We start from the raw sequence: 18,070 nt of genomic DNA, 5'->3' as shown, positions 1-18,070 counted from the left end.
GCGCTCGACTTCTGTCGGCTGCCGCTGTTGTTCGAATCGCCCCTGTCTGGACGCAGAGTAGGACGAAGAATAGGATGGGCTCAATGGCCTATTTCACTGAGACGATGACTATTTTCAGTTTCATTCGGTGAGTAAATTAATACTCGAGAAAACCCATGACAGATTCCATTGAGCGGAATGAAAGCAAAAGTGATGTCGGTGTCGGCGCGGTCTCCAGACTGTTTGCCGTGCTGCGCAGTCTGGGTGACACCGTCGAGGGCGGGGAGCGGGTGACGCAACTGGCCCAGCGCATTGGCCTGTCGCAACCGACCACACACCGTTTGCTGCGCAGCCTGATGGATGAGGGCATGGTCGAGCAGGATGCGCGCAGCAAACGCTATCGCTTGAGCCTGGAGTTTTTCGCCCTGGCGGCCCGCGCCGGGAACACCGGAAACCTGCGCGAACTGGTGCGTCCGGCGTTGCTGCGGCTGTCGGCGTCGTTGGGGGATTCGTTGTTCTTGCTGGCGCGCAGTGGTTTTGATGCGATTTGCCTGGATCGCAGCGAAGGGCCGTTTCCGATCCGCACCTTTACCGGTGACATCGGCGGGCGGGTGGCGCTGGGCGTGGGGCAGGGCAGCCTGGCGATTCTGGCGTTCCTGCCGGAAGAAGAGCGCGACACGGTGATTCACTACAACTTGCCGAGGCTCAAGGATTTCCACCTGTACGACGAGGTGTTCCTGCGCTCGGAAGTCGAGAACGTGCGCAAGCTCGGTTATGCCGGGCGCAACACCGGCGTGTTGCAGGGCATGGCCGGGGTGGCGGTGCCGATTCTGGATCGTGAAGGGCGGGCGGTCGCAGCACTGAGCGTGGCCACTGTGAGTGATCGGCTGGGGCCGGATCGATTGCCGACGGTGGTCGAAATGCTTAAGCGCGAAGCGGCGCTGATCGGACCGCGGATCAATCCGTTCGACCCTTTATTGCGTAGGCCTTCGCAAGTGTTTGGGCAGGGCTGACCCCGCTCCCACAGGGAATCGATCGTTCCCACGCTCCGCGTGGGAATGCAGTCCGGGACGCTCTGCGTCCCAAAACGGACGCGGAGCGTCCGGTGAGGCATTCCCACGCAGAGCGTGGGAACGATCAGTATCGGAAGTCAGAACTGCACGGTTTGCTTGAGCATCTGCGCCGCCGGCGTATCAGTGGGGCTGACCATCGCGTAGTTGTACCCGCCCCCTGACCAGTACTCGGCCTGCAACCCGCCATCGCTGCGACTGCCCCTCGGCAACAGGTAGTTTTTCGGACCCGGTGGGCGGACGTAGAAGCTGACTTTATGGCCGCCCTGATCCTCGTAAACCACCATCGCCGCCGGCCCTTGCTCGGTGCTCAGCAAGCGTCCGCTGACCGGTTTGAAACCGGCGCCCGAAAGGTCAGGCAAGCGATTGGCCTGAGTGAAATAGCGGTCGAGCCAACCCTGCATGTCACCGTCATCACTGACTTTGTAATCGGCCGGCAGGATGCCTTGCTGGGCAATCAGGCGATAGGCCTGCAGGGCATCGGTCATTGGTAGTTGGGCACTGATGAGCGTCATCTCCCGGGCTTGCCAGCCGCTAAATCCGCCGATGCTGACCGCGATCAGCAACACGGCGGCGCTGGCCAGGTGACGGCGAGATTGTCGTTTGAGGCGCTGGCGAATCAGCGCCGGGTCGAGGTTCGGGTTGGCTGGTTGCTGCAGGGCGCCGCTCAATGCCGCGCGCAATTGCTGGGCGTCCTGCTGCCAGGCACGCACTTGGGCAGCCACTTCCGCGTTGCTGGCCAGAAAAGTCTCTACCAGACGTCGGTCGGCATCGCTGAGTTGCTGGTCGACATAGGCGTGCAGGTCACGCTCGCTTGGGGGCAGGCTGATCATTTGAGTCTCCGCAGGGAAGGGCGGGTGATTTCGCCGTCGCTCAACTGGTGCAAGGCCTGGCGGGCACGGGACAGGCGGGACATCACGGTGCCGGTGGGGACGTCGAGAATCTCGGCGACCTCCTTATAACTCAAGCCTTCGACCGAGACCCAGAGCAGCAGGGCGCGTTGTTCGGTGGTGAGTTGATCGAAGGCTTGCAGGGTTGATTGGGCGATCACGGTGCGTTCCACCGATGGCTGTGAATCGTCACGCCCGGTAAAGAATTCGAGCATCCGCGCATAACGCCGGGAGCGTCGGTGAGCATCGAGAAACTGTCGATACAGAATCGAAAACAGCCAGGCGCGCAAGTCGCCGTCGGGGTGTTTGTCGCTCCAACGCGACAGCGCGCGCTCAAGGCAAGACTGCACCAGGTCGTCGGCGCTGCTGGTATTGCGCGTCAATGACACGGCAAACCGGCGCAATCCGGGAATAATTTCTCGCAGTTGTTCGTCGATATCGTTCATGAAGTTCTGGCTAGTCACTACGCTTTGGACTAGGAAGACGCCCGGCATTCGAGGTTATTCCACGCCTGAAAAAATAAATACCAGGCGATGGAATAAACCGCCACGGTGTTCGTCTGCTTGATCCTTCTCACTTGTGGCCGATGGCCCTGGAGTCTTTCATGGTAGATCGCTCGTCACCGCCAACCCGGCCACCCTTGAGTGCCGCGAGCCTGACATTACGTCTGGCCGGTATCGCTGTGGTGGTTGCCGCCCTGGCCGGGGCTTTTGCCTACGTCAACGGCACCTTTGACCCACAGCGCCTGACCCCGAAAAAACTGGTCAATGTGCTGGAGACCAACAATGGCGTGCACCCCGGCTTCCGACGCAATCACTCCAAAGGCGTGTGCGTGATCGGGCATTTCGAGAGCAGTGGCGAGGCGCGCAGCTATTCCAGCGCTCAGGTGTTCAATGTTGCGCGGACCCCCGTGGTGGGGCGTTTCGCCTTGCCGGCCGGTAATCCTTATGCGCCGGACAACAGCGTGCCGATCCGCAGCCTGGCGTTGCGATTCACCCAGGCCAACGGCCAGCAGTGGCGCACCGGGATGAACAGCATGCCGGTGTTCCCGGTGGGCACGCCCGAAGCGTTCTATCAATTGCAGCAGGCCCAGTCGCCGGACCCGGCCACCGGCAAGCCGAACCCGGCTGCCGTGCCAGCATTCTTCGGTTCGCATCCGGAAGCAGGACCGTTCCTGGCCTGGATCAAAACCGCCAAGCCGTCGGCCAGTTACGTGACGGAAACCTACAACAGCGTCAATGCGTTTTACCTGGTGAACGCGGCCGGGCAACGGCAAGCAGTGCGCTGGAGCATGGTGCCCGTCGCTCAGGATGCCGCGGGTGCTACGGCGCCTGAAGGGGGGGAATTCCTGGAGAAAGACCTGGTTCAGCGCATTTCCGCAGGACCGCTGCGTTGGCAGTTGAACATCACGCTGGCCAACCCTGGCGATCCGGTCAACGACGCCAGCAAGGCCTGGCCCGAGGGTCGCAAAGTGTTGAACGCCGGCACCCTCGTACTTGAAAGCACCCAGCCGCAACTCAGTGGCGAATGTCGCGATATCAACTACGACCCGCTGGTACTGCCCGCCGGCATCGAAGGTTCCGACGACCCATTGCTCGCCGCTCGTTCAGCGGGGTACGCCAATTCCTACTTGCGTCGTACCAGCGAAGTCAGCCAGTTGCCCTCTGCCCATAAACAGGAGTCTCGTCAATGAGCGCTCAACCGAACCACTTCGCGCCATTAGCGCGATTGCTGCACTGGCTGATGGCGCTGATGATCATTGCCATGCTGTTTATCGGCGCGGGCATGGCCGCTTCGGTGTCCGAGCGTCATGAGTGGCTGATTCATCTGCACAAACCCTTGGGCGTCGCGATTCTGCTGTTGGTGATCGTTCGCCTGGCCGTGCGCTTTTCCACTCGACAGCCACCGCTACCAGCGGATCTGCCGGGTTGGCAAGCGCTGGCGGCCAAGGCTTCGCATGTTTTGCTGTACGCGTTGATGCTGATCCTGCCGCTGCTGGGTTGGGCGATGATTTCAGCGGCGGGGGATCCGGTGATGCTCAGCAGCTCGCTGCAGTTGCCGTCGATCGTACCGGCGAATGCGCAGGTGTTTGCGTTCCTGCGCAAGGCTCACGGGTATCTGGCGTACTTGCTGTTCCTGACGGTGTTGCTGCATTTGGCGGCGGCGTTGTTTCACGGCTGGGTACGCCGCGATGACGTGCTGGACAGCATGTTGCGGGGCAAGGATCGCGGCTGATCCCTTACGTTCACTTGTAGCAGCAGCCTCGCAGGCTCGACAGCTGCTACACAGTCAGTGCGACGCGGCTTCCAATGGTTGGACCTTTGTGGCGAGTGTCAGCCACCAATAAATCAACGCCACCGCATTGATGCCTGCGCCCAGCAGGCATACGCCGAGCCAACCGGCCCACGCGTACATCGCCGTCGAACCGATCGACCCCAAGGCGCTGCCAATCGAATAGAACAGCATGTAGCCGGCGGTGAGTCGGCTTTGGGCTTCGGGGCGCACGCTGTAGATCATGCTCTGGCTGGTGACGTGCACGGCCTGCAAACCCAGATCCAGGGTAATCACGCCAAGCAGCAATGCCCACAACGAGGACTGGGTGAAGGCAATCGGCAGCCAGGAAACCAGCATCAACAAGAGTGACAAACCGCTGGTCATTTGTCCCAGGCCACGATCAGCCAGATGCCCGGCACGAGCGGCGGCCAATGCACCGGCGGCACCTGCCAGCCCGAATAATCCGATTTGTGTGTGGGACAACGACAGCGGCGGGGCGCTCAGCGGTAGCACCATGGGCGTCCACAACACCATGGCACTGGCGAAGGTCAGTAGCGCGAGCACCGCACGCTGGCGCAGCACCGGTTCTTCCTTGAACAGCGTGAATACCGAGCCCAGCAAAGCGCCGTAGGAACTGGCGGGTTGCGCAGCTTCATGTTTGGGCAACACACGAAACAGCAGCAACGCCATCACCAGCGTCAAACCCGCCGACAACAGATAAATCGAACGCCAACCGGCGAGGTCGGCCATGCCGCCGGCCACTGTCCGGGCGAGCAGAATACCGACGACGATGCCGCTGGTGACCACACCGACCACACGCCCTCGCTGTTTCGGGATGGCCAATGTCGCGGCGTAAGCCACCAACACTTGTGTCACGACGGCCAATAACCCGGTCAATGTCATGCCGATCAGCAGCCAAATGTTGTCAGGTGCCAGTGCGATCGTGAGCAAGGCCAGCGCCGACAGCACAGTTTGCGTGACGATCAGGCGACGGCGATTGAGCAGGTCACCCAGCGGCACCAGCAACACCAAACCTGCGCCGTAACCGACTTGAGTCAGGGTGACGACGATGCCGATGGTTGCCGGGTCCATGGCGAAAGCCTCGGCCATGGCATCGAGCAGCGGTTGTGCGTAGTAAACATTGCCGACGGCCAGGCCGCAGGCGATGGCAAACAGCAGCACCACGGCGCCGCTCAGTGGATGTTCAGGTTTCATCAGGGGCTTCCTTGTGTGGTTTCAATATGAAACCAGTTGTACGGTAAGGAAGCTGGTTTTATATTGCAACTACATTTGATTGAGGTGAACGCGCTCATGGCAAAACGAACAAGCATGGAAAACGCCGAATGCCCGGTTGCCCGCTCCCTGGATGCTGTTGGTGATGGGTGGTCTTTGCTGATCGTGCGCGATGCATTTGATGGCATACGCCGGTTCGGGGAGTTTCAGCGCAATTTGGGCATGGCCAAGAATATTTTGTCTGCGCGGCTGCGCAGCCTGGTGGCCCACGGCATTTTCGACCTGGTGCCGGCGTCGGACGGCAGTGCGTATCAGGAATATGTGCTGACCGAGAAGGGCAAAGGCCTGTTCCCGTTGATCATCGGATTGCGCCAATGGGGCGAGGCGTTTTTCTATGAGGCAGGGGAGGCGCATTCGCGGGTGGTTGACCGACAGAACGGCCGACCGGTGCAGACGCTGGAATTACGTGCCGAGGATGGGCGCTTGCTGGGACCTGAGGATTGCCTGCGGATCGCTGCCGAGTGAGGCATGGCTGCATGCCGGACATGCAGCCATCGAGGGTGATCAGCGCAAGGTATCGACCATGTCAGCCACGGTCGTCAGCACATCCTTGCCCAATTGCTTCGAGCGTTTGCCAGACCAGCCGGTCAGCGCATTCGGCGCATCGTTGTTGTCCTTGAACGGCATTTCCAGGGTCAGCGACAGGCAGTCGAACTTCTCGCCAACGCTGTTGCACGCCAAAGTCATGTTGGCTTTGCCCGGTTCGTCCCGGGTGTAGCCGTGCTTGGTCTGGAAGTCCTTGGTCTGGCGCTTGAGATGACTGCGGAAGTGCTCTTCGAGTTTTTCGATCCGGGGCGTGTAGCCCGGGTTGCCTTCGCAGCCGGCGGTGAATACGTAAGGGATTTCTTCATCGCCATGGATGTCGAGGAACAGGTCCACGCCGTACTTTTCCATTTGCTGCTGAACGAACAGCACTTCCGGACTGATTTCCTGGCTGGCGCTCTGCCAGGCGCGGTTCAGGTCCTGGCCCATGGTGTTGGTGCGCAGGTGACCGTGGAAAGCCCCGTCCGGGTTCATGTTCGGCACTAGATACAGGTCGGCGCTGGTCAGCAGTTTGTTCAATATCGGATCGTCGTGATTTTCCAGGCGTTCGATCACGCCTTCCATGAACCATTCGGCCATGTGTTCACCGGGGTGTTGCTGGGCGATGATCCAGACCTTGCGTTGACCTTCGGCGCCCGTGCCTTTCCGCAGCAGCTGGATGTCGCGACCTTCGACGCTTTTGCCGGTGGCCAGCAGTTCGGTGCCAGCCTTGGTCAGCGCTTGCTCGATCAGCCAGTCATGACGGCCACGGCTGTAGGGTTCGAAGTAGGCGAACCAGGCGTGGGTGGCGGTGGCTTCAAGGCTGAAGCGCAGGCAGTCACCTTCGAAAATGGTCGGCACCCGGAACCAGTTGACGTGGTCGTAGGACGCCACCGCCTGATAACCATCCCAGGCTTTGTTGTAGGAGGACTTGCTGGCATTGTTCAGGCGGAACCAGTGTTCCTGACCGACGTGCAGACCGCTGGCCTTGAAGTGGAACCACTGAAAGTGCTGACTGCGGGTGTCTGGTTTGATCGCCAGCAGGGCTTGCAACGGATTGCTGATGTCCAGCACTTCAATATTGCCACTGTCGAAGTTGGCACTGATGTCGAATGAGGATTTGGCCACGGTCATAGTCGATTCCTGAATATGATTTTATGGCTGTTACTTTACACGTTGGGAAGGGAAAAACCGGGGGGAATTCTGGGTTGAGCGGGGGGCGTCCTCCATGACGCCGACGAAGCTTAGAGACTGTGCGATTGATTCTCAAGCGCTATTTTTGATTAGTTTGGGCCAATGATGCCGGGCTTCTGTTGCCATGGGACATTCTTTTGATATCATCCGCGCCATTCGAATTTGCTGCACTTAAAGACTTCATTAGCCTGAAGGTAAAGCCAGAATAACTGGCAAAAAAAAGACCCGGCAAAAAGCCGGGTCAAAAACCGTGATTAGCCTGATGAGGAGATAGTCCAGGAGACCGACCTAAGGTCACTTGGACAATCGACCGATCTCGCGACCAGCTGCATGCAATAATAATCATTCTCGTTTGCAAGTCAAATGTTTTTATCTGCGCGATAGGAAAGTTCTTTTCCCGTCCTCCTTCTCAGCACCCGCGTCTTATCCATTCTGATCGCCCTCCAGGGATCGATCCACCATCGCCCTGGCCATGTCGATCATGTGCACCGCCGAAAACGCCAGGTCCCGATGTGCGCCTTGCAGATTGCTGGCTGACTCGTACGCGATGGCGGCGGCACAACGCAGCAAATCCGTGGCATGGACCAGCGCTTCTTCGCTGCTGATGTTGCGGTTTACGTCAAAGAAACGTTCTTCGACCACTTCCTCTGAAACAGCTGGTTTCAAGTAATAATCCAGCGCTCGTTGCGCGGCAGCAGAGCCTTTTGGCGAGGTGAGGGAAGTGTCGATTTGCATGTCGGGCAGGTCGTTGCAGGGGATGGACATGGCGATGGCAAACTCCGTGATAGATTCAGATCCGTGAACCAATCCTAGTACGAACTGTATTTATGACGAGAGATTAAATACTACAATTTGTGTTTTGATGGCCGGAGGTGCCCACGTATCGTGCCGCACATGGATAAATGGATTGAATTGGTCAAGGCCAAGATGAGTGAACTCAAAGTCACTCAAGAAGTACTCGCAGATCGCCTCGGGATGTCCCAGGGCGGCGTGGGTCACTGGCTGAATAAACGCCGTCAGCCGAGCATCGAAGACATGAACCGTGTCTTGCGGGCGCTCGGGATGGATTTTCTGGAAGTGGCGATTGTGATCCGGGAGCCTTTAGTCCCACAGGACAACGAGATTTCGCTGACACAAAAGTACAACCCCTATTTCCGCTACCCGGTCAGTGACTGGCGGGCGCCTGTCGAGGTCCGCGACGGTGAACTGCCGGTGTATGGCAAGCCACGTTTCGAACTGACCGATTACCACGCCCAGGGTCCGGCATTCTGGCTGGTGGTGGTCGGCGATGCGATGACCGCACCCACTGGCATCAGCGTTGCCGAGGGCATGATGATCCTGGTGGACCCGGCCATCGTGCCGGAACCCGGAAAGTTGGTGATTGCCCACTGGCCGGACAGCACCGAGGCGGTTTTCCGCAAACTGATAGAAGAGGGCGGGCAGCGTTACCTGGTCCCGCTCAATCCGACGTATCCGAAAGCCCTTTACACCGAGGAGTGCCGAATTATCGGCGTGGTGGTTCAGGCGACCGCCAGGTTCTAATCAGATCGGTCCTCGCAAGGCGTAGGACCGATCTTCATTTCATGCGTCTTCAAACTCGACCAACGCACTGCCTTCGCTGACCATCTCGCCTTCCTGGCAATACAGTGCCTTGATCACCCCGGCGTGTGGTGCACGAATGCTGTGTTCCATCTTCATCGCCTCCAGCACCACCAACTGCGCCCCGGCTTCGACCGTTTGCCCGGCTTCCACCAATACCCGCACGATGCTGCCATTCATGGGCGCGGTCAGCCCGCCGTGATGGCTGTGGCTGGCTTCGACGGCGCTGATCGGGTCGTAGGACTCGATGCGGCGCAGTTCACCTTCCCATTGCAGATACAGCACCTCTCCCCGGCGGATTGCCCGATGCTGGCGGCGCAGGCCGTTGTGCTCGGTCAGCAGTTGCTCACCCTTGAGTTGAGCGGTGTGGGCGTCGGCGTCGCCCAACGTCAGCGCGCGATCCTGGCCTTCACAACTCAAATGCAGGGTGATTTCTGTCGGCAGTCCGGCCCGGAAACCATTGCTGTTGGCCCAAGGCGAAACCGGGTCATCGGCACGAGTTGTCCTCGGCTGGCTTTGGGCAAATGCTTGGGCGGCGGCTTGCCAGAATTCGTCACTGAGATCTGAGGCGACTGGCAGCAGCTCTTCCTGATAACGCGGAATGAACCCGGTATCCAGTTCGGCCGCAGCAAACGCCGGATGACCGACGATCCGGCGCAGGAAGTTGATGTTGGTCTTGAGTCCGCCAATGGCAAACTCATCGAGCATGCTCAGCAGCCGCAGTCGCGCCTGTTCACGATCCTCGCCCCAGGCAATCAGTTTGCCGAGCATCGGGTCGTAGAACGGTGAAATCTCATCGCCTTCCTCGACGCCGCTGTCTACCCGCCGTCCCGGACCATGCGCGGATTCGCGATACAGCTCCAGTCGACCGGTCGCCGGCAGGAAATCATTGCCCGGGTCTTCAGCATACAAGCGCACTTCGATGGCATGGCCGATCAGCGGAACCTCGGCTTGAGTCATCGGCAGCGCTTCGCCGCGGGCCACGCGAATCTGCCAGGCCACCAGATCGAGGCCGGTGATGGCTTCGGTGACCGGGTGTTCGACTTGCAGGCGAGTGTTCATCTCCATGAAGAAGAACTCACCCCGCGAATCCAACAGAAATTCCACGGTGCCGGCACCGACATAACCGATGGCCTGTGCCGAACGCACGGCGGCCTCACCCATGGCGCGACGCAGCTCCGGGCTCAAGCCTGGAGCGGGTGCTTCTTCAACGACTTTTTGGTGGCGACGCTGGATCGAACAATCACGTTCGTTGAGGTACAGGCAATTGCCGTGCTGGTCGGCGAAAACCTGGATTTCCACGTGACGCGGTTTGAGCAGGTACTTTTCCACCAGCATCCGCGAATCACCGAACGAGGATTTCGCTTCACGTTGGGCCGAGGCCAGGGCTTCGGCCAACTGACTGACGTCCTCGACCACTTTCATGCCTTTGCCGCCGCCGCCTGCGGTGGCCTTGAGCAGCACTGGATAACCGATGCGTGCGCAGGCGTCGCGGAACGTGTCGAAGTCCTGCGCTTCACCGTGATAGCCGGGCACCAATGGCACGCCGGCGGTTTCCATCAAGGCTTTGGCCGCGGATTTGCTGCCCATCGCATCGATGGCCGAGGCGGGCGGGCCGAGGAAAATCAGGCCCGCTTCTTCGATGGCGCGGGCGAACCCGGCGTTTTCGGAAAGAAAGCCATAACCGGGATGAATCGCCTGAGCGCCACTGGCCTTGGCGGCGGCGATCAGTTTGTCGATTTGCAAGTAACTGTCGGCGGCTTTGCTGCCACCGAGGTCGACGCGGATATCCGCTTCGCGGCTGTGTCGGGCTTCACGGTCGGTGGCGCTGTGCACGGCGACGGTGGTCAGGCCCAGGGCTTTGGCGGTGCGCATCACCCGGCAAGCGATTTCGCCGCGGTTGGCCACCAGCAGGGTGGTGAGAACAGGTGCGCTCATCAACGCGGCTCCTTGGTGGTGGTTTCGGCTTGCCAGCTCGGCGGACGTTTTTGCAGAAAGGCCCGCAGGCCTTCCTGACCTTCGGGGCTGACGCGGATGCGGGCGATGGCGTTTTCGGTGTAGCGGCGTAGTGCCGGGGTCAGCGCGCCGTGGCCGACTTCGCGCAGCAAGTCCTTGCTGGCGCGCATGGCGGCCGGACTGTTGAGCAGCAGGTTGTCGATCCACTGTTCGACTTTCTGTTCCAGCTCAGCGATCGGATAACTCTCCGACAACAAGCCGATTTCCCGCGCGCGTTGTCCGCCGAAACGCTCGGCAGTCAGCGCGTAGCGACGTGCCGCGCGTTCGCCGATGGCTTGCACCACGAACGGGCTGATCACCGCCGGGGCCAGGCCGATGCGCACTTCCGACAGGCAGAACTGCGCGTCATCGGCGCCGATGGCCATGTCGCAGCAACTGATCAGGCCCAGCGCACCACCGAATGCAGCGCCTTGCACCACCGCCAGCGTCGGGATTTTCAGCTTGGCGAGGTTGTACATCAACTCCGCCAGTTCCCGGGCGTCGTCGAGGTTGGTGTGGTAATCGAGTTCGGCCGATTGCTGCATCCAGGCCAGATCTGCACCAGCGCTGAAATGCTTGCCGCGTCCACGCACCAGCAGAAAACGCAGGCTGGCGTCGCTCGACACTTTGTCCAGGGCGAGGATCAGTTCGCGGATCATTTCGGCGTTGAAGGCGTTGTTCTTTTCTTCACGGCTGAGCCACAGGGTCGCAAAACCACGCGGGTCGGTCAGCAGTTCGAGGGTATTGAAGTCGCTCATGATTTTCTCCCGATCACATCCGGAACACGCCGAAGCGGCTCGGTTCGATTGGCGCATTCAGCGACGCCGACAAGGCCAGGGCCAATACATCCCGGGTTTGCGCCGGGTCGATGACGCCGTCGTCCCACAACCGGGCGCTTGAGTAGTAGGGATGACCCTGCTCTTCGTATTGATCGAGGATCGGTTGCTTGATCTCGGCTTCCTGCTCGGCGCTGAAACCGTGACCACTGCGTTCGGCCTGCTCGCGTTTGACCTGCACCAAAACACCCGCCGCCTGCTCGGCGCCCATCACGCCGATGCGTGCGTTCGGCCACATCCACAAGAAACGTGGATCGTAAGCTCGCCCACACATGCCGTAGTTACCGGCGCCGAAACTGCCGCCGATGATCACGGTAAATTTCGGCACCTTGGCGCACGCCACCGCGGTCACCAGTTTCGCGCCGTGCTTGGCGATGCCGCCGGCCTCGTACTTTTGGCCGACCATGAAACCGGTGATGTTTTGCAGGAACAGCAACGGAATGCCACGCTGACAGGCCAGCTCGATGAAGTGCGCGCCTTTCTGCGCGGCTTCGGCGAACAGAATGCCGTTGTTGGCGAGGATCGCGATCGGGTAACCGTGCAAGTGGGCAAAGCCGCACACCAGGGTCGTCCCGAACAACGCTTTGAATTCGTCGAACACCGAACCGTCCACCAATCGCGCAATCACTTCACGCACGTCGAACGGCTGCTTGGCATCCGCCGACACCACGCCGTACAACTCGTCGCTGTTATAGAGCGGGGCGATGGGTGTGCGCTGTTGCAGTTCACCGAGTTTTCGCCAGTTGAGGTTGGCGATGCTGCGCCGCGCAATGGCCAAGGCGTGTTCGTCGCTCTCGGCATAATGGTCGGCCACCCCGGAAATCTTGCAGTGCACATCGGCCCCGCCGAGGTCTTCGGCGCTGACCACTTCACCGGTCGCGGCTTTCACCAGCGGCGGGCCAGCGAGGAAAATCGTCGCTTGCTCGCGCACCATGATCGCTTCGTCGGCCATGGCCGGCACGTACGCGCCACCGGCGGTGCAGGAGCCCATGACCACCGCGATTTGCGGGATGCCCATGGCGCTCATGTTGGCCTGGTTGAAGAAGATCCGTCCGAAGTGCTCACGGTCCGGGAACACTTCATCCTGACGCGGCAGGTTGGCGCCGCCAGAGTCCACCAGATAAATGCACGGCAAGCGGTTCTGCTGGGCGATGGTTTGGGCGCGCAGGTGTTTTTTCACGGTCAGCGGGTAATACGAGCCACCTTTTACGGTGGCGTCGTTGGCGACGATCATGCATTCGACGCCTTCCACACGCCCGATCCCGGCAATCACGCCTGCGGCCGGAACGTCTTCGCCATACACCTCGTAAGCCGCCAATTGGCTGATCTCGAGAAACGGCGAACCCGGATCGAGCAGGCGATTGATCCGTTCACGAGGCAGTAGTTTGCCCCGCGAGGTGTGGCGCTCTTGCGCCTTCGGGCCGCCACCTTGCTGCACTTTGGCGAGCAGGGTGTGCAGGTCGTCGACCTGTTTGAGCATCGCCGCGCTGTTGGCCGCGAACTCCGCCGAACGGGGGTTGAGCTGGGTATGCAGGATAGCCATGGACAGCTCCGTTTAGCGGGTTTCGTTGAACAGTTCGCGACCGATCAGCATGCGACGGATCTCACTGGTGCCGGCACCGATTTCGTACAGCTTGGCGTCACGCAGCAGACGACCGGCCGGGAATTCGTTGATGTAGCCATTGCCACCGAGAATCTGGATCGCGTCGAGGGCCATTCGGGTTGCGCATTCGGCGCTGTAGAGGATGACTCCGGCGGCGTCCTTGCGGGCGGTTTCGCCGCGTTCGCACGCTTGCGCTACTGCATAGAGGTAGGCGCGGCTGGCGTTGAGTTGGGTGTACATGTCGGCGACCTTGCCCTGGATCAGCTGGAATTCGCCGATGCTTTGGCCGAACTGCTTGCGGTCGTGGATGTACGGCACGATCAAGTCCATGCAGGCCTGCATGATCCCGGTCGGGCCGCCGGACAGCACAACGCGTTCGTAATCGAGACCGCTCATCAGCACCTTCACGCCGCCATTGAGCACGCCGAGGATGTTTTCTTCCGGCACTTCGACGTCGTCGAAGAACAGCTCGCAGGTGTTGGAACCGCGCATGCCGAGCTTGTCGAATTTGTTGCTGCGGCTGAAGCCTTTGGAATCACGTTCTACGATGAACGCGGTGATGCCATGCGGGCCTTTTTCCAGGTCGGTCTTGGCGTAGATCACATAGGTGTTGGCGTCCGGGCCGTTGGTGATCCAGGTCTTGCTGCCATTGAGGACGTAGTGGTCGCCGCGTTTATCGGCGCGTAGTTTCATCGATACCACGTCGGAACCGGCATTCGGTTCGCTCATGGCCAGGGCGCCGATGTGTTCGCCGCTGATCAGCTTCGGCAGGTATTTGCTTTTCTGTTCGTGATTGCCGTTGCGGTTGATCTGGTTGACGCAGAGGTTGGAGTGCGCGCCGTAGGACAGGGCGACCGAGGCCGAACCGCGGCTGATTTCTTCCATAGCGACGACGTGCGCCAGGTAACCCAGGCCCGCACCGCCGTATTCTTCCGGCACAGTGATACCCAGCAGACCCATGTCGCCGAATTTACGCCACAGGTCGGCAGGGAACAGGTTGTCGATGTCTATCTGAGCGGCGCGCGGCGCGATTTCTTTGGCGACGAAGGACTGAACCTGATCGCGCAGCATGTCGATGGTTTCACCGAGGGCAAAGTTCAGGGATGGGTAGCTCATGGGTCACCTTTTGGCTTTTTTGTAGGGTCGGGAGGGCCGTGATTTGGTTCTCACCTTTACGTTAACGTAAGCCTGTGACGAATGGCTGTCAATCACCCTTTACGTTAACGTCAACTTGAGCGAGAGTAGAGCCAGTTCATAGAAGGCGAACAACCTCTGTGGGAGCACCTGTGGCGAGGGGATTTATCCCCGTTGGGTCGCGAAGCGGCCCCAAATCGGTGATTACGGTGTGTCAGAGAAGCCGTATTCACCGGGTTTGCGACTGCTTCGCAGCCGAACGGGGCGGTGCGACGTTTCGCTCAATCCCCTCGCCACAGGTCGCTCCCTCTGGGGGTCGCTGTAACACCCACTAATAAAGACAATAGGGGTCGTCATGGATCAACCCAGTGCAAGCCCGCAGCGTAGTTACACCCGTGGTTCCCAGGACAAAGCCTTGCTGGCGATGACCATCGGCCAGGCGTTCGATAACACCGTCGCGCAATACCCGACCGGCGAGGCGCTGGTCGTGCGCCATCAACAGTTGCGCTACACCTGGCAGCAACTGGCCGAAGCCGTGGATCTGCATGCCAAAGCGCTGTTGGCGCTGGGCTTGCAGGCCGGTGATCGTCTGGGTATCTGGGCACCGAACTGCGCGCAATGGTGTATCAGCCAGTTTGCCAGCGCGAAAATCGGCGTGATTCTGGTCAACATCAACCCGGCCTACCGCAGCTCCGAACTCGAGTACGTATTGAAGCAATCCGGTTGCCAATGGCTGGTTTGCGCCGGTGCCTTCAAGACCTCCGACTATCACGGGATGCTGCAGGGCCTCGTTCCCGAGCTGGCTGAGCAATCCATCGGAAAATTGCAGAGCGAACGCCTGCCGGAGCTGCGCGGTGTCATCAGCCTTGATGCTCAGCCGCCATCGGGTTTCCTGCCGTGGTCGCAATTGACCGATCTTGCGGGGAGCGTGTCGGCACAGCAGTTGAGCGAACGTCAAAACAGCCTGCATTTCGACCAGGCGGTAAACATCCAGTACACCTCCGGCACCACCGGCTTCCCCAAGGGCGCGACCCTCAGTCACTACAACATTCTCAATAACGGTTACATGGTCGGCGAAAGCCTCGGCCTGACCGCGAGTGATCGTCTGGTCATCCCCGTGCCGCTGTATCACTGCTTCGGCATGGTCATGGGCAACCTCGGTTGCATGACCCACGGCAGCACCATGATTTACCCCAACGATGCGTTCGATCCATTGCTGACCCTGACCACCGTCGCCGAAGAAAAGGCCACCGCGCTTTACGGCGTACCGACCATGTTCATCGCCATGCTCGATCAGCCCAAGCGTGCTGAATTCGATCTGTCGAGCCTGCGCACCGGGATCATGGCCGGGGCGACCTGTCCGATCGAAGTGATGCGCCGGGTCATCAGCGAAATGCACATGAGCGAAGTGCAGATTGCCTACGGCATGACGGAAACAAGTCCGGTGTCATTGCAGACTGGTCCGTCAGACGAACTGGAATTGCGTGTTACCACCGTCGGCCGCACCCAGCCGCAATTGGAAAGCAAGATCATCGACGAAGCGGGCAACCTGGTGCCGCGCGGCACTATCGGTGAGCTGTGCACCCGCGGCTACAGCGTGATGCTCGGTTACTGGAACAATCCGCAAGGCACCGCCGAGGCCATCGATCAGGCCGGCTGGATGCACACCGGTGATCTGGCGAGCATGAATGACGAAGGCTACGTATGCATTGCCGGACGCAACAAGGACATGATCATCCGCGGCGGTGAGAATATTTACCCGCGGGAGCTGGAAGAATTCTTCTTTACCCACCCGGCGGTGGCAGATGTGCAAGTGATCGGGATTCCGTGCTCGCGGTATGGCGAAGAGATTGTCGCCTGGATCAAATTCCATCCGGGCCACAGTGCTACCGAGCAGGAGCTGCAAGCGTGGTGCAAGGAACGCATCGCGCACTTCAAGACACCGCGTTACTTTAAATTCGTCGATGAGTTTCCGATGACGGTGACCGGGAAGATCCAGAAGTTTCGGATGCGGGAAATCAGTATTGAGGAATTGCGCGGTAATCACGCCTGACCACCATTCCTTGTGGGAGCGAGCCTGCCCGCGATGACGGCAGCACATCCAATATAGATGTCGACTGAACCACCGCTATCGCGAGCAGGCTCGCTCCCACAGGGGGGGGGGCAGCGGAAATGGCAAACACCAGAAAGCACAAAGGGGAGCCGAAGCTCCCCTTTAATTTTGTCGTTACGTGCTCTTTTTTTATTATTGAGGGGCGGTCTGTTGTTGTTTTTGGAAACCGTGACCCTTTACCGCTGTTTTTGTCGATCCCCATCCGGGATCAAGAGCAAACGTATTTTTTTGAGCGCTGATCTACTTTTTCGCCAAGCGATCCAACCAGTTCGGGAGCTACCTGAAGGTAGTTTTATTGTTCTCTGCCCGGTTGCGGGTTACTCCGAAAAGCACCCTGAAAAGCACATCCTCTCCAAAAAAATCTGTTAGCTGCGTCTCTGCCGTGTTGTTTTTGTTATGTCAGAGTCGTTACGTCTTATTTTTATTAGGTTTGCCGCTTTTTTTGTTCTTGTTATGCCATAGAGATAGCAGAAGCCGTGCCAACTTTTAAAAGTCCTTTAAAAACAATGAGTTGTGAATTTATAGGATTTTTCGTTCTGGCAAAACCCAACGATTTGTTTCCGTGTTACTCGCTTGCCCCCCACGTTTCAGACGCAGCGGTAACACCCGGACACATCCGCCCACTCACTGTGCGCTACGAGCCTTGGCCACGCGCGAACCGGTCGCTCGCCCCAGCACCGTGCAAATCTGCTGACCGGCCAGAATCAACGCGTCCAGGTCGATACCGGTTTCGATACCCAGGCCGTTGAGCAGGTAAACCACATCTTCGGTCGCGACGTTACCGCTGGCGCCCTTGGCGTAGGGGCAGCCGCCGAGGCCGGCGATGGAGCTGTCGAACACCGAGATGCCTTCCAGCAGGCTGGCATAAATGTTGGCCATGGCCTGGCCATAGGTGTCGTGGAAGTGCCCGGCGAGTTTTTCACGGGGTACATCGGCCGACACCACGTCGAACATCTTGCGGGTCGCGCCAGCGGTGCCGGTGCCGATGGTGTCGCCAAGGGACACTTCATAGCAGCCCATCGCGTAGAGCTCGCGAGCGACCCGCGCGACTTGCTCGGGCGCGACGTCACCTTCGTAAGGGCAGCCCAGCACACAGGACACGTAACCACGCACGCTGACACCGTGTTGCCTGGCGGCGTCCATGATCGGCACGAAACGCTCCAGACTTTCGCTGATCGAGCAATTGATGTTGCGCTGGGAAAACGATTCCGACGCGGCAGCGAAGACCGCGACTTCCTTGACCCCGGCTGCGATGGCATCTTCAAACCCGCGCAGGTTGGGGGCGAGTGCACCATACGTCACCCCAGGCTTGCGCTGGATCTGCGCGAAGACGTCGGCGGAACCGGCCATTTGCGGCACCCATTTGGGCGACACGAAACTGCCGACTTCTATATAGCCGAGCCCGGCGGCGGTCAGCGCGTCGACCAGTTGCACCTTGTCCTTGACGCTGATGGGTTGGGCTTCGTTTTGCAGACCGTCGCGTGGGCCGACTTCGACCAGGCGAACGTGAGTGGGTAGGGACATAAGCAATTCACCTGTTCAGTTAGGGATCGTTCCCACGCTCTGCG

16 protein-coding genes are annotated in these 18,070 nt (G+C 59.7%); 6 read left to right on the top strand and 10 right to left on the bottom strand.

The window, feature by feature from the left end; translation table 11 throughout:
- Positions 1–155 precede the first annotated feature (155 nt).
- Entirely contained in the window at positions 156–992 is an 837-nt protein-coding gene (locus BLW70_RS24605; protein ID WP_008148459.1) for an IclR family transcriptional regulator, read from the top strand.
- Between the two features lie 137 nt (positions 993–1,129).
- Here BLW70_RS24605 and BLW70_RS24600 read toward each other — a convergent pair whose 3' ends face one another.
- Both BLW70_RS24600 and BLW70_RS24595 read right to left on the bottom strand, forming a co-directional pair.
- The gene (locus BLW70_RS24600) at positions 1,130–1,882 is read right to left on the bottom strand and encodes an anti-sigma factor family protein (RefSeq protein WP_074878406.1); all 753 of its coding nucleotides are present in this window, start codon (positions 1,880–1,882) and stop codon (positions 1,130–1,132) included.
- Positions 1,879–2,385 carry a sigma-70 family RNA polymerase sigma factor gene (locus tag BLW70_RS24595; protein ID WP_074878404.1) on the bottom strand — a complete coding sequence of 169 codons (507 nt, stop codon included), beginning with the start codon at positions 2,383–2,385 and terminating at the stop codon, positions 1,879–1,881. The genes BLW70_RS24600 and BLW70_RS24595 overlap by 4 nt, the downstream gene beginning before the upstream one ends.
- A 158-nt stretch (positions 2,386–2,543) precedes the next feature.
- Here BLW70_RS24595 and BLW70_RS24590 point away from each other — a divergent pair, with 158 nt between their 5' ends.
- Together BLW70_RS24590 and BLW70_RS24585 are read left to right on the top strand one after the other, a co-directional pair.
- Positions 2,544–3,632, top strand: a complete 1,089-nt coding sequence (locus tag BLW70_RS24590) for a catalase family peroxidase (RefSeq protein WP_074878402.1) — start codon at positions 2,544–2,546, stop codon at positions 3,630–3,632.
- The gene (locus BLW70_RS24585; protein ID WP_074878400.1) at positions 3,629–4,174 is read left to right on the top strand and encodes a cytochrome b; all 546 of its coding nucleotides are present in this window, start codon (positions 3,629–3,631) and stop codon (positions 4,172–4,174) included. Before BLW70_RS24590 ends, BLW70_RS24585 begins: the two co-directional genes overlap by 4 nt.
- Positions 4,175–4,228: 54 nt before the next feature.
- On the opposite strand, the gene BLW70_RS24580 is transcribed toward BLW70_RS24585, so the two are convergent.
- Positions 4,229–5,428 carry an MFS transporter gene (locus tag BLW70_RS24580; protein ID WP_074878398.1) on the bottom strand — a complete coding sequence of 400 codons (1,200 nt, stop codon included), beginning with the start codon at positions 5,426–5,428 and terminating at the stop codon, positions 4,229–4,231.
- A 96-nt stretch (positions 5,429–5,524) separates the two neighbouring features.
- Between BLW70_RS24580 and BLW70_RS24575 the strand changes: the two genes are divergently transcribed.
- A complete protein-coding gene (locus BLW70_RS24575; protein WP_074880813.1) occupies positions 5,525–5,971 on the top strand; it encodes a winged helix-turn-helix transcriptional regulator in 447 nt (148 codons plus the stop codon).
- Positions 5,972–6,010: 39 nt separating this feature from the next.
- Here the strand turns inward: BLW70_RS24575 and BLW70_RS24570 are convergent, their stop codons facing one another.
- Both BLW70_RS24570 and BLW70_RS24565 read right to left on the bottom strand, forming a co-directional pair.
- Positions 6,011–7,162: a M14 family metallopeptidase gene (locus BLW70_RS24570; protein ID WP_074878394.1), complete on the bottom strand. Its 1,152-nt coding sequence runs from the start codon at positions 7,160–7,162 to the stop codon at positions 6,011–6,013.
- A 483-nt stretch (positions 7,163–7,645) separates the two neighbouring features.
- Positions 7,646–7,987 carry a DUF6124 family protein gene (locus BLW70_RS24565; protein ID WP_074878393.1) on the bottom strand — a complete coding sequence of 114 codons (342 nt, stop codon included), beginning with the start codon at positions 7,985–7,987 and terminating at the stop codon, positions 7,646–7,648.
- Between the two features lie 129 nt (positions 7,988–8,116).
- Here BLW70_RS24565 and BLW70_RS24560 point away from each other — a divergent pair, with 129 nt between their 5' ends.
- On the top strand, positions 8,117–8,764 hold the full coding sequence (locus tag BLW70_RS24560; protein WP_074878391.1) for a LexA family protein: 648 nt from the start codon (positions 8,117–8,119) through the stop codon (positions 8,762–8,764).
- 39 nt (positions 8,765–8,803) lie between these two features.
- On the opposite strand, the gene BLW70_RS24555 is transcribed toward BLW70_RS24560, so the two are convergent.
- From BLW70_RS24555 to BLW70_RS24540, 4 genes are read right to left on the bottom strand one after another with little or no spacing between them, the layout of a single operon-like run.
- Positions 8,804–10,759 (bottom strand): acetyl/propionyl/methylcrotonyl-CoA carboxylase subunit alpha, encoded by a 1,956-nt coding sequence (locus BLW70_RS24555; protein WP_074878389.1) that lies wholly within the window; start codon positions 10,757–10,759, stop codon positions 8,804–8,806.
- Complete coding sequence (locus tag BLW70_RS24550; RefSeq protein ID WP_074878386.1) at positions 10,759–11,574, bottom strand: gamma-carboxygeranoyl-CoA hydratase; 816 nt, start codon at positions 11,572–11,574, stop codon at positions 10,759–10,761. The genes BLW70_RS24555 and BLW70_RS24550 overlap by 1 nt, the downstream gene beginning before the upstream one ends.
- 13 nt (positions 11,575–11,587) lie before the next feature.
- Complete coding sequence (locus BLW70_RS24545; RefSeq protein ID WP_074878384.1) at positions 11,588–13,195, bottom strand: carboxyl transferase domain-containing protein; 1,608 nt, start codon at positions 13,193–13,195, stop codon at positions 11,588–11,590.
- 12 nt (positions 13,196–13,207) lie between these two features.
- Positions 13,208–14,371: an isovaleryl-CoA dehydrogenase gene (locus BLW70_RS24540; protein WP_074878382.1), complete on the bottom strand. Its 1,164-nt coding sequence runs from the start codon at positions 14,369–14,371 to the stop codon at positions 13,208–13,210.
- A gap of 373 nt (positions 14,372–14,744) precedes the next feature.
- Between BLW70_RS24540 and BLW70_RS24535 the strand changes: the two genes are divergently transcribed.
- Complete coding sequence (locus tag BLW70_RS24535) at positions 14,745–16,442, top strand: AMP-binding protein (protein WP_074878380.1); 1,698 nt, start codon at positions 14,745–14,747, stop codon at positions 16,440–16,442.
- Between the two features lie 684 nt (positions 16,443–17,126).
- Here the strand turns inward: BLW70_RS24535 and BLW70_RS24525 are convergent.
- Complete coding sequence (locus tag BLW70_RS24525; protein ID WP_074878376.1) at positions 17,127–18,026, bottom strand: hydroxymethylglutaryl-CoA lyase; 900 nt, start codon at positions 18,024–18,026, stop codon at positions 17,127–17,129.
- Positions 18,027–18,070: the final 44 nt, after the last annotated feature.

Origin of the sequence: Pseudomonas frederiksbergensis, from assembly GCF_900105495.1 — a bacterium.
GTDB lineage: Bacteria > Pseudomonadota > Gammaproteobacteria > Pseudomonadales > Pseudomonadaceae > Aquipseudomonas > Aquipseudomonas frederiksbergensis.
This window is presented reverse-complemented; position numbering and strand designations above follow the sequence as displayed.

Excerpts from the sequence above, each read along its gene's own strand:
- BLW70_RS24565 (WP_074878393.1), bottom strand. The coding sequence starts at position 7,987 with ATGTCCATCCCCTGCAACGACCTGCCCGACATGCAAATCGACACTTCC.
- BLW70_RS24525 (WP_074878376.1), bottom strand. The coding sequence starts at position 18,026 with ATGTCCCTACCCACTCACGTTCGCCTGGTCGAAGTCGGCCCACGCGAC.
- BLW70_RS24600 (WP_074878406.1), bottom strand. The coding sequence starts at position 1,882 with ATGATCAGCCTGCCCCCAAGCGAGCGTGACCTGCACGCCTATGTCGAC.
- BLW70_RS24605 (WP_008148459.1), top strand. The coding sequence starts at position 156 with ATGACAGATTCCATTGAGCGGAATGAAAGCAAAAGTGATGTCGGTGTC.
- BLW70_RS24595 (WP_074878404.1), bottom strand. The coding sequence starts at position 2,385 with ATGAACGATATCGACGAACAACTGCGAGAAATTATTCCCGGATTGCGC.
- BLW70_RS24540 (WP_074878382.1), bottom strand. The coding sequence starts at position 14,371 with ATGAGCTACCCATCCCTGAACTTTGCCCTCGGTGAAACCATCGACATG.
- BLW70_RS24535 (WP_074878380.1), top strand. The coding sequence starts at position 14,745 with ATGGATCAACCCAGTGCAAGCCCGCAGCGTAGTTACACCCGTGGTTCC.
- BLW70_RS24555 (WP_074878389.1), bottom strand. The coding sequence starts at position 10,759 with ATGAGCGCACCTGTTCTCACCACCCTGCTGGTGGCCAACCGCGGCGAA.
- BLW70_RS24545 (WP_074878384.1), bottom strand. The coding sequence starts at position 13,195 with ATGGCTATCCTGCATACCCAGCTCAACCCCCGTTCGGCGGAGTTCGCG.
- BLW70_RS24575 (WP_074880813.1), top strand. The coding sequence starts at position 5,525 with ATGGCAAAACGAACAAGCATGGAAAACGCCGAATGCCCGGTTGCCCGC.
- BLW70_RS24585 (WP_074878400.1), top strand. The coding sequence starts at position 3,629 with ATGAGCGCTCAACCGAACCACTTCGCGCCATTAGCGCGATTGCTGCAC.
- BLW70_RS24590 (WP_074878402.1), top strand. The coding sequence starts at position 2,544 with ATGGTAGATCGCTCGTCACCGCCAACCCGGCCACCCTTGAGTGCCGCG.
- BLW70_RS24570 (WP_074878394.1), bottom strand. The coding sequence starts at position 7,162 with ATGACCGTGGCCAAATCCTCATTCGACATCAGTGCCAACTTCGACAGT.
- BLW70_RS24550 (WP_074878386.1), bottom strand. The coding sequence starts at position 11,574 with ATGAGCGACTTCAATACCCTCGAACTGCTGACCGACCCGCGTGGTTTT.
- BLW70_RS24580 (WP_074878398.1), bottom strand. The coding sequence starts at position 5,428 with ATGAAACCTGAACATCCACTGAGCGGCGCCGTGGTGCTGCTGTTTGCC.
- BLW70_RS24560 (WP_074878391.1), top strand. The coding sequence starts at position 8,117 with ATGGATAAATGGATTGAATTGGTCAAGGCCAAGATGAGTGAACTCAAA.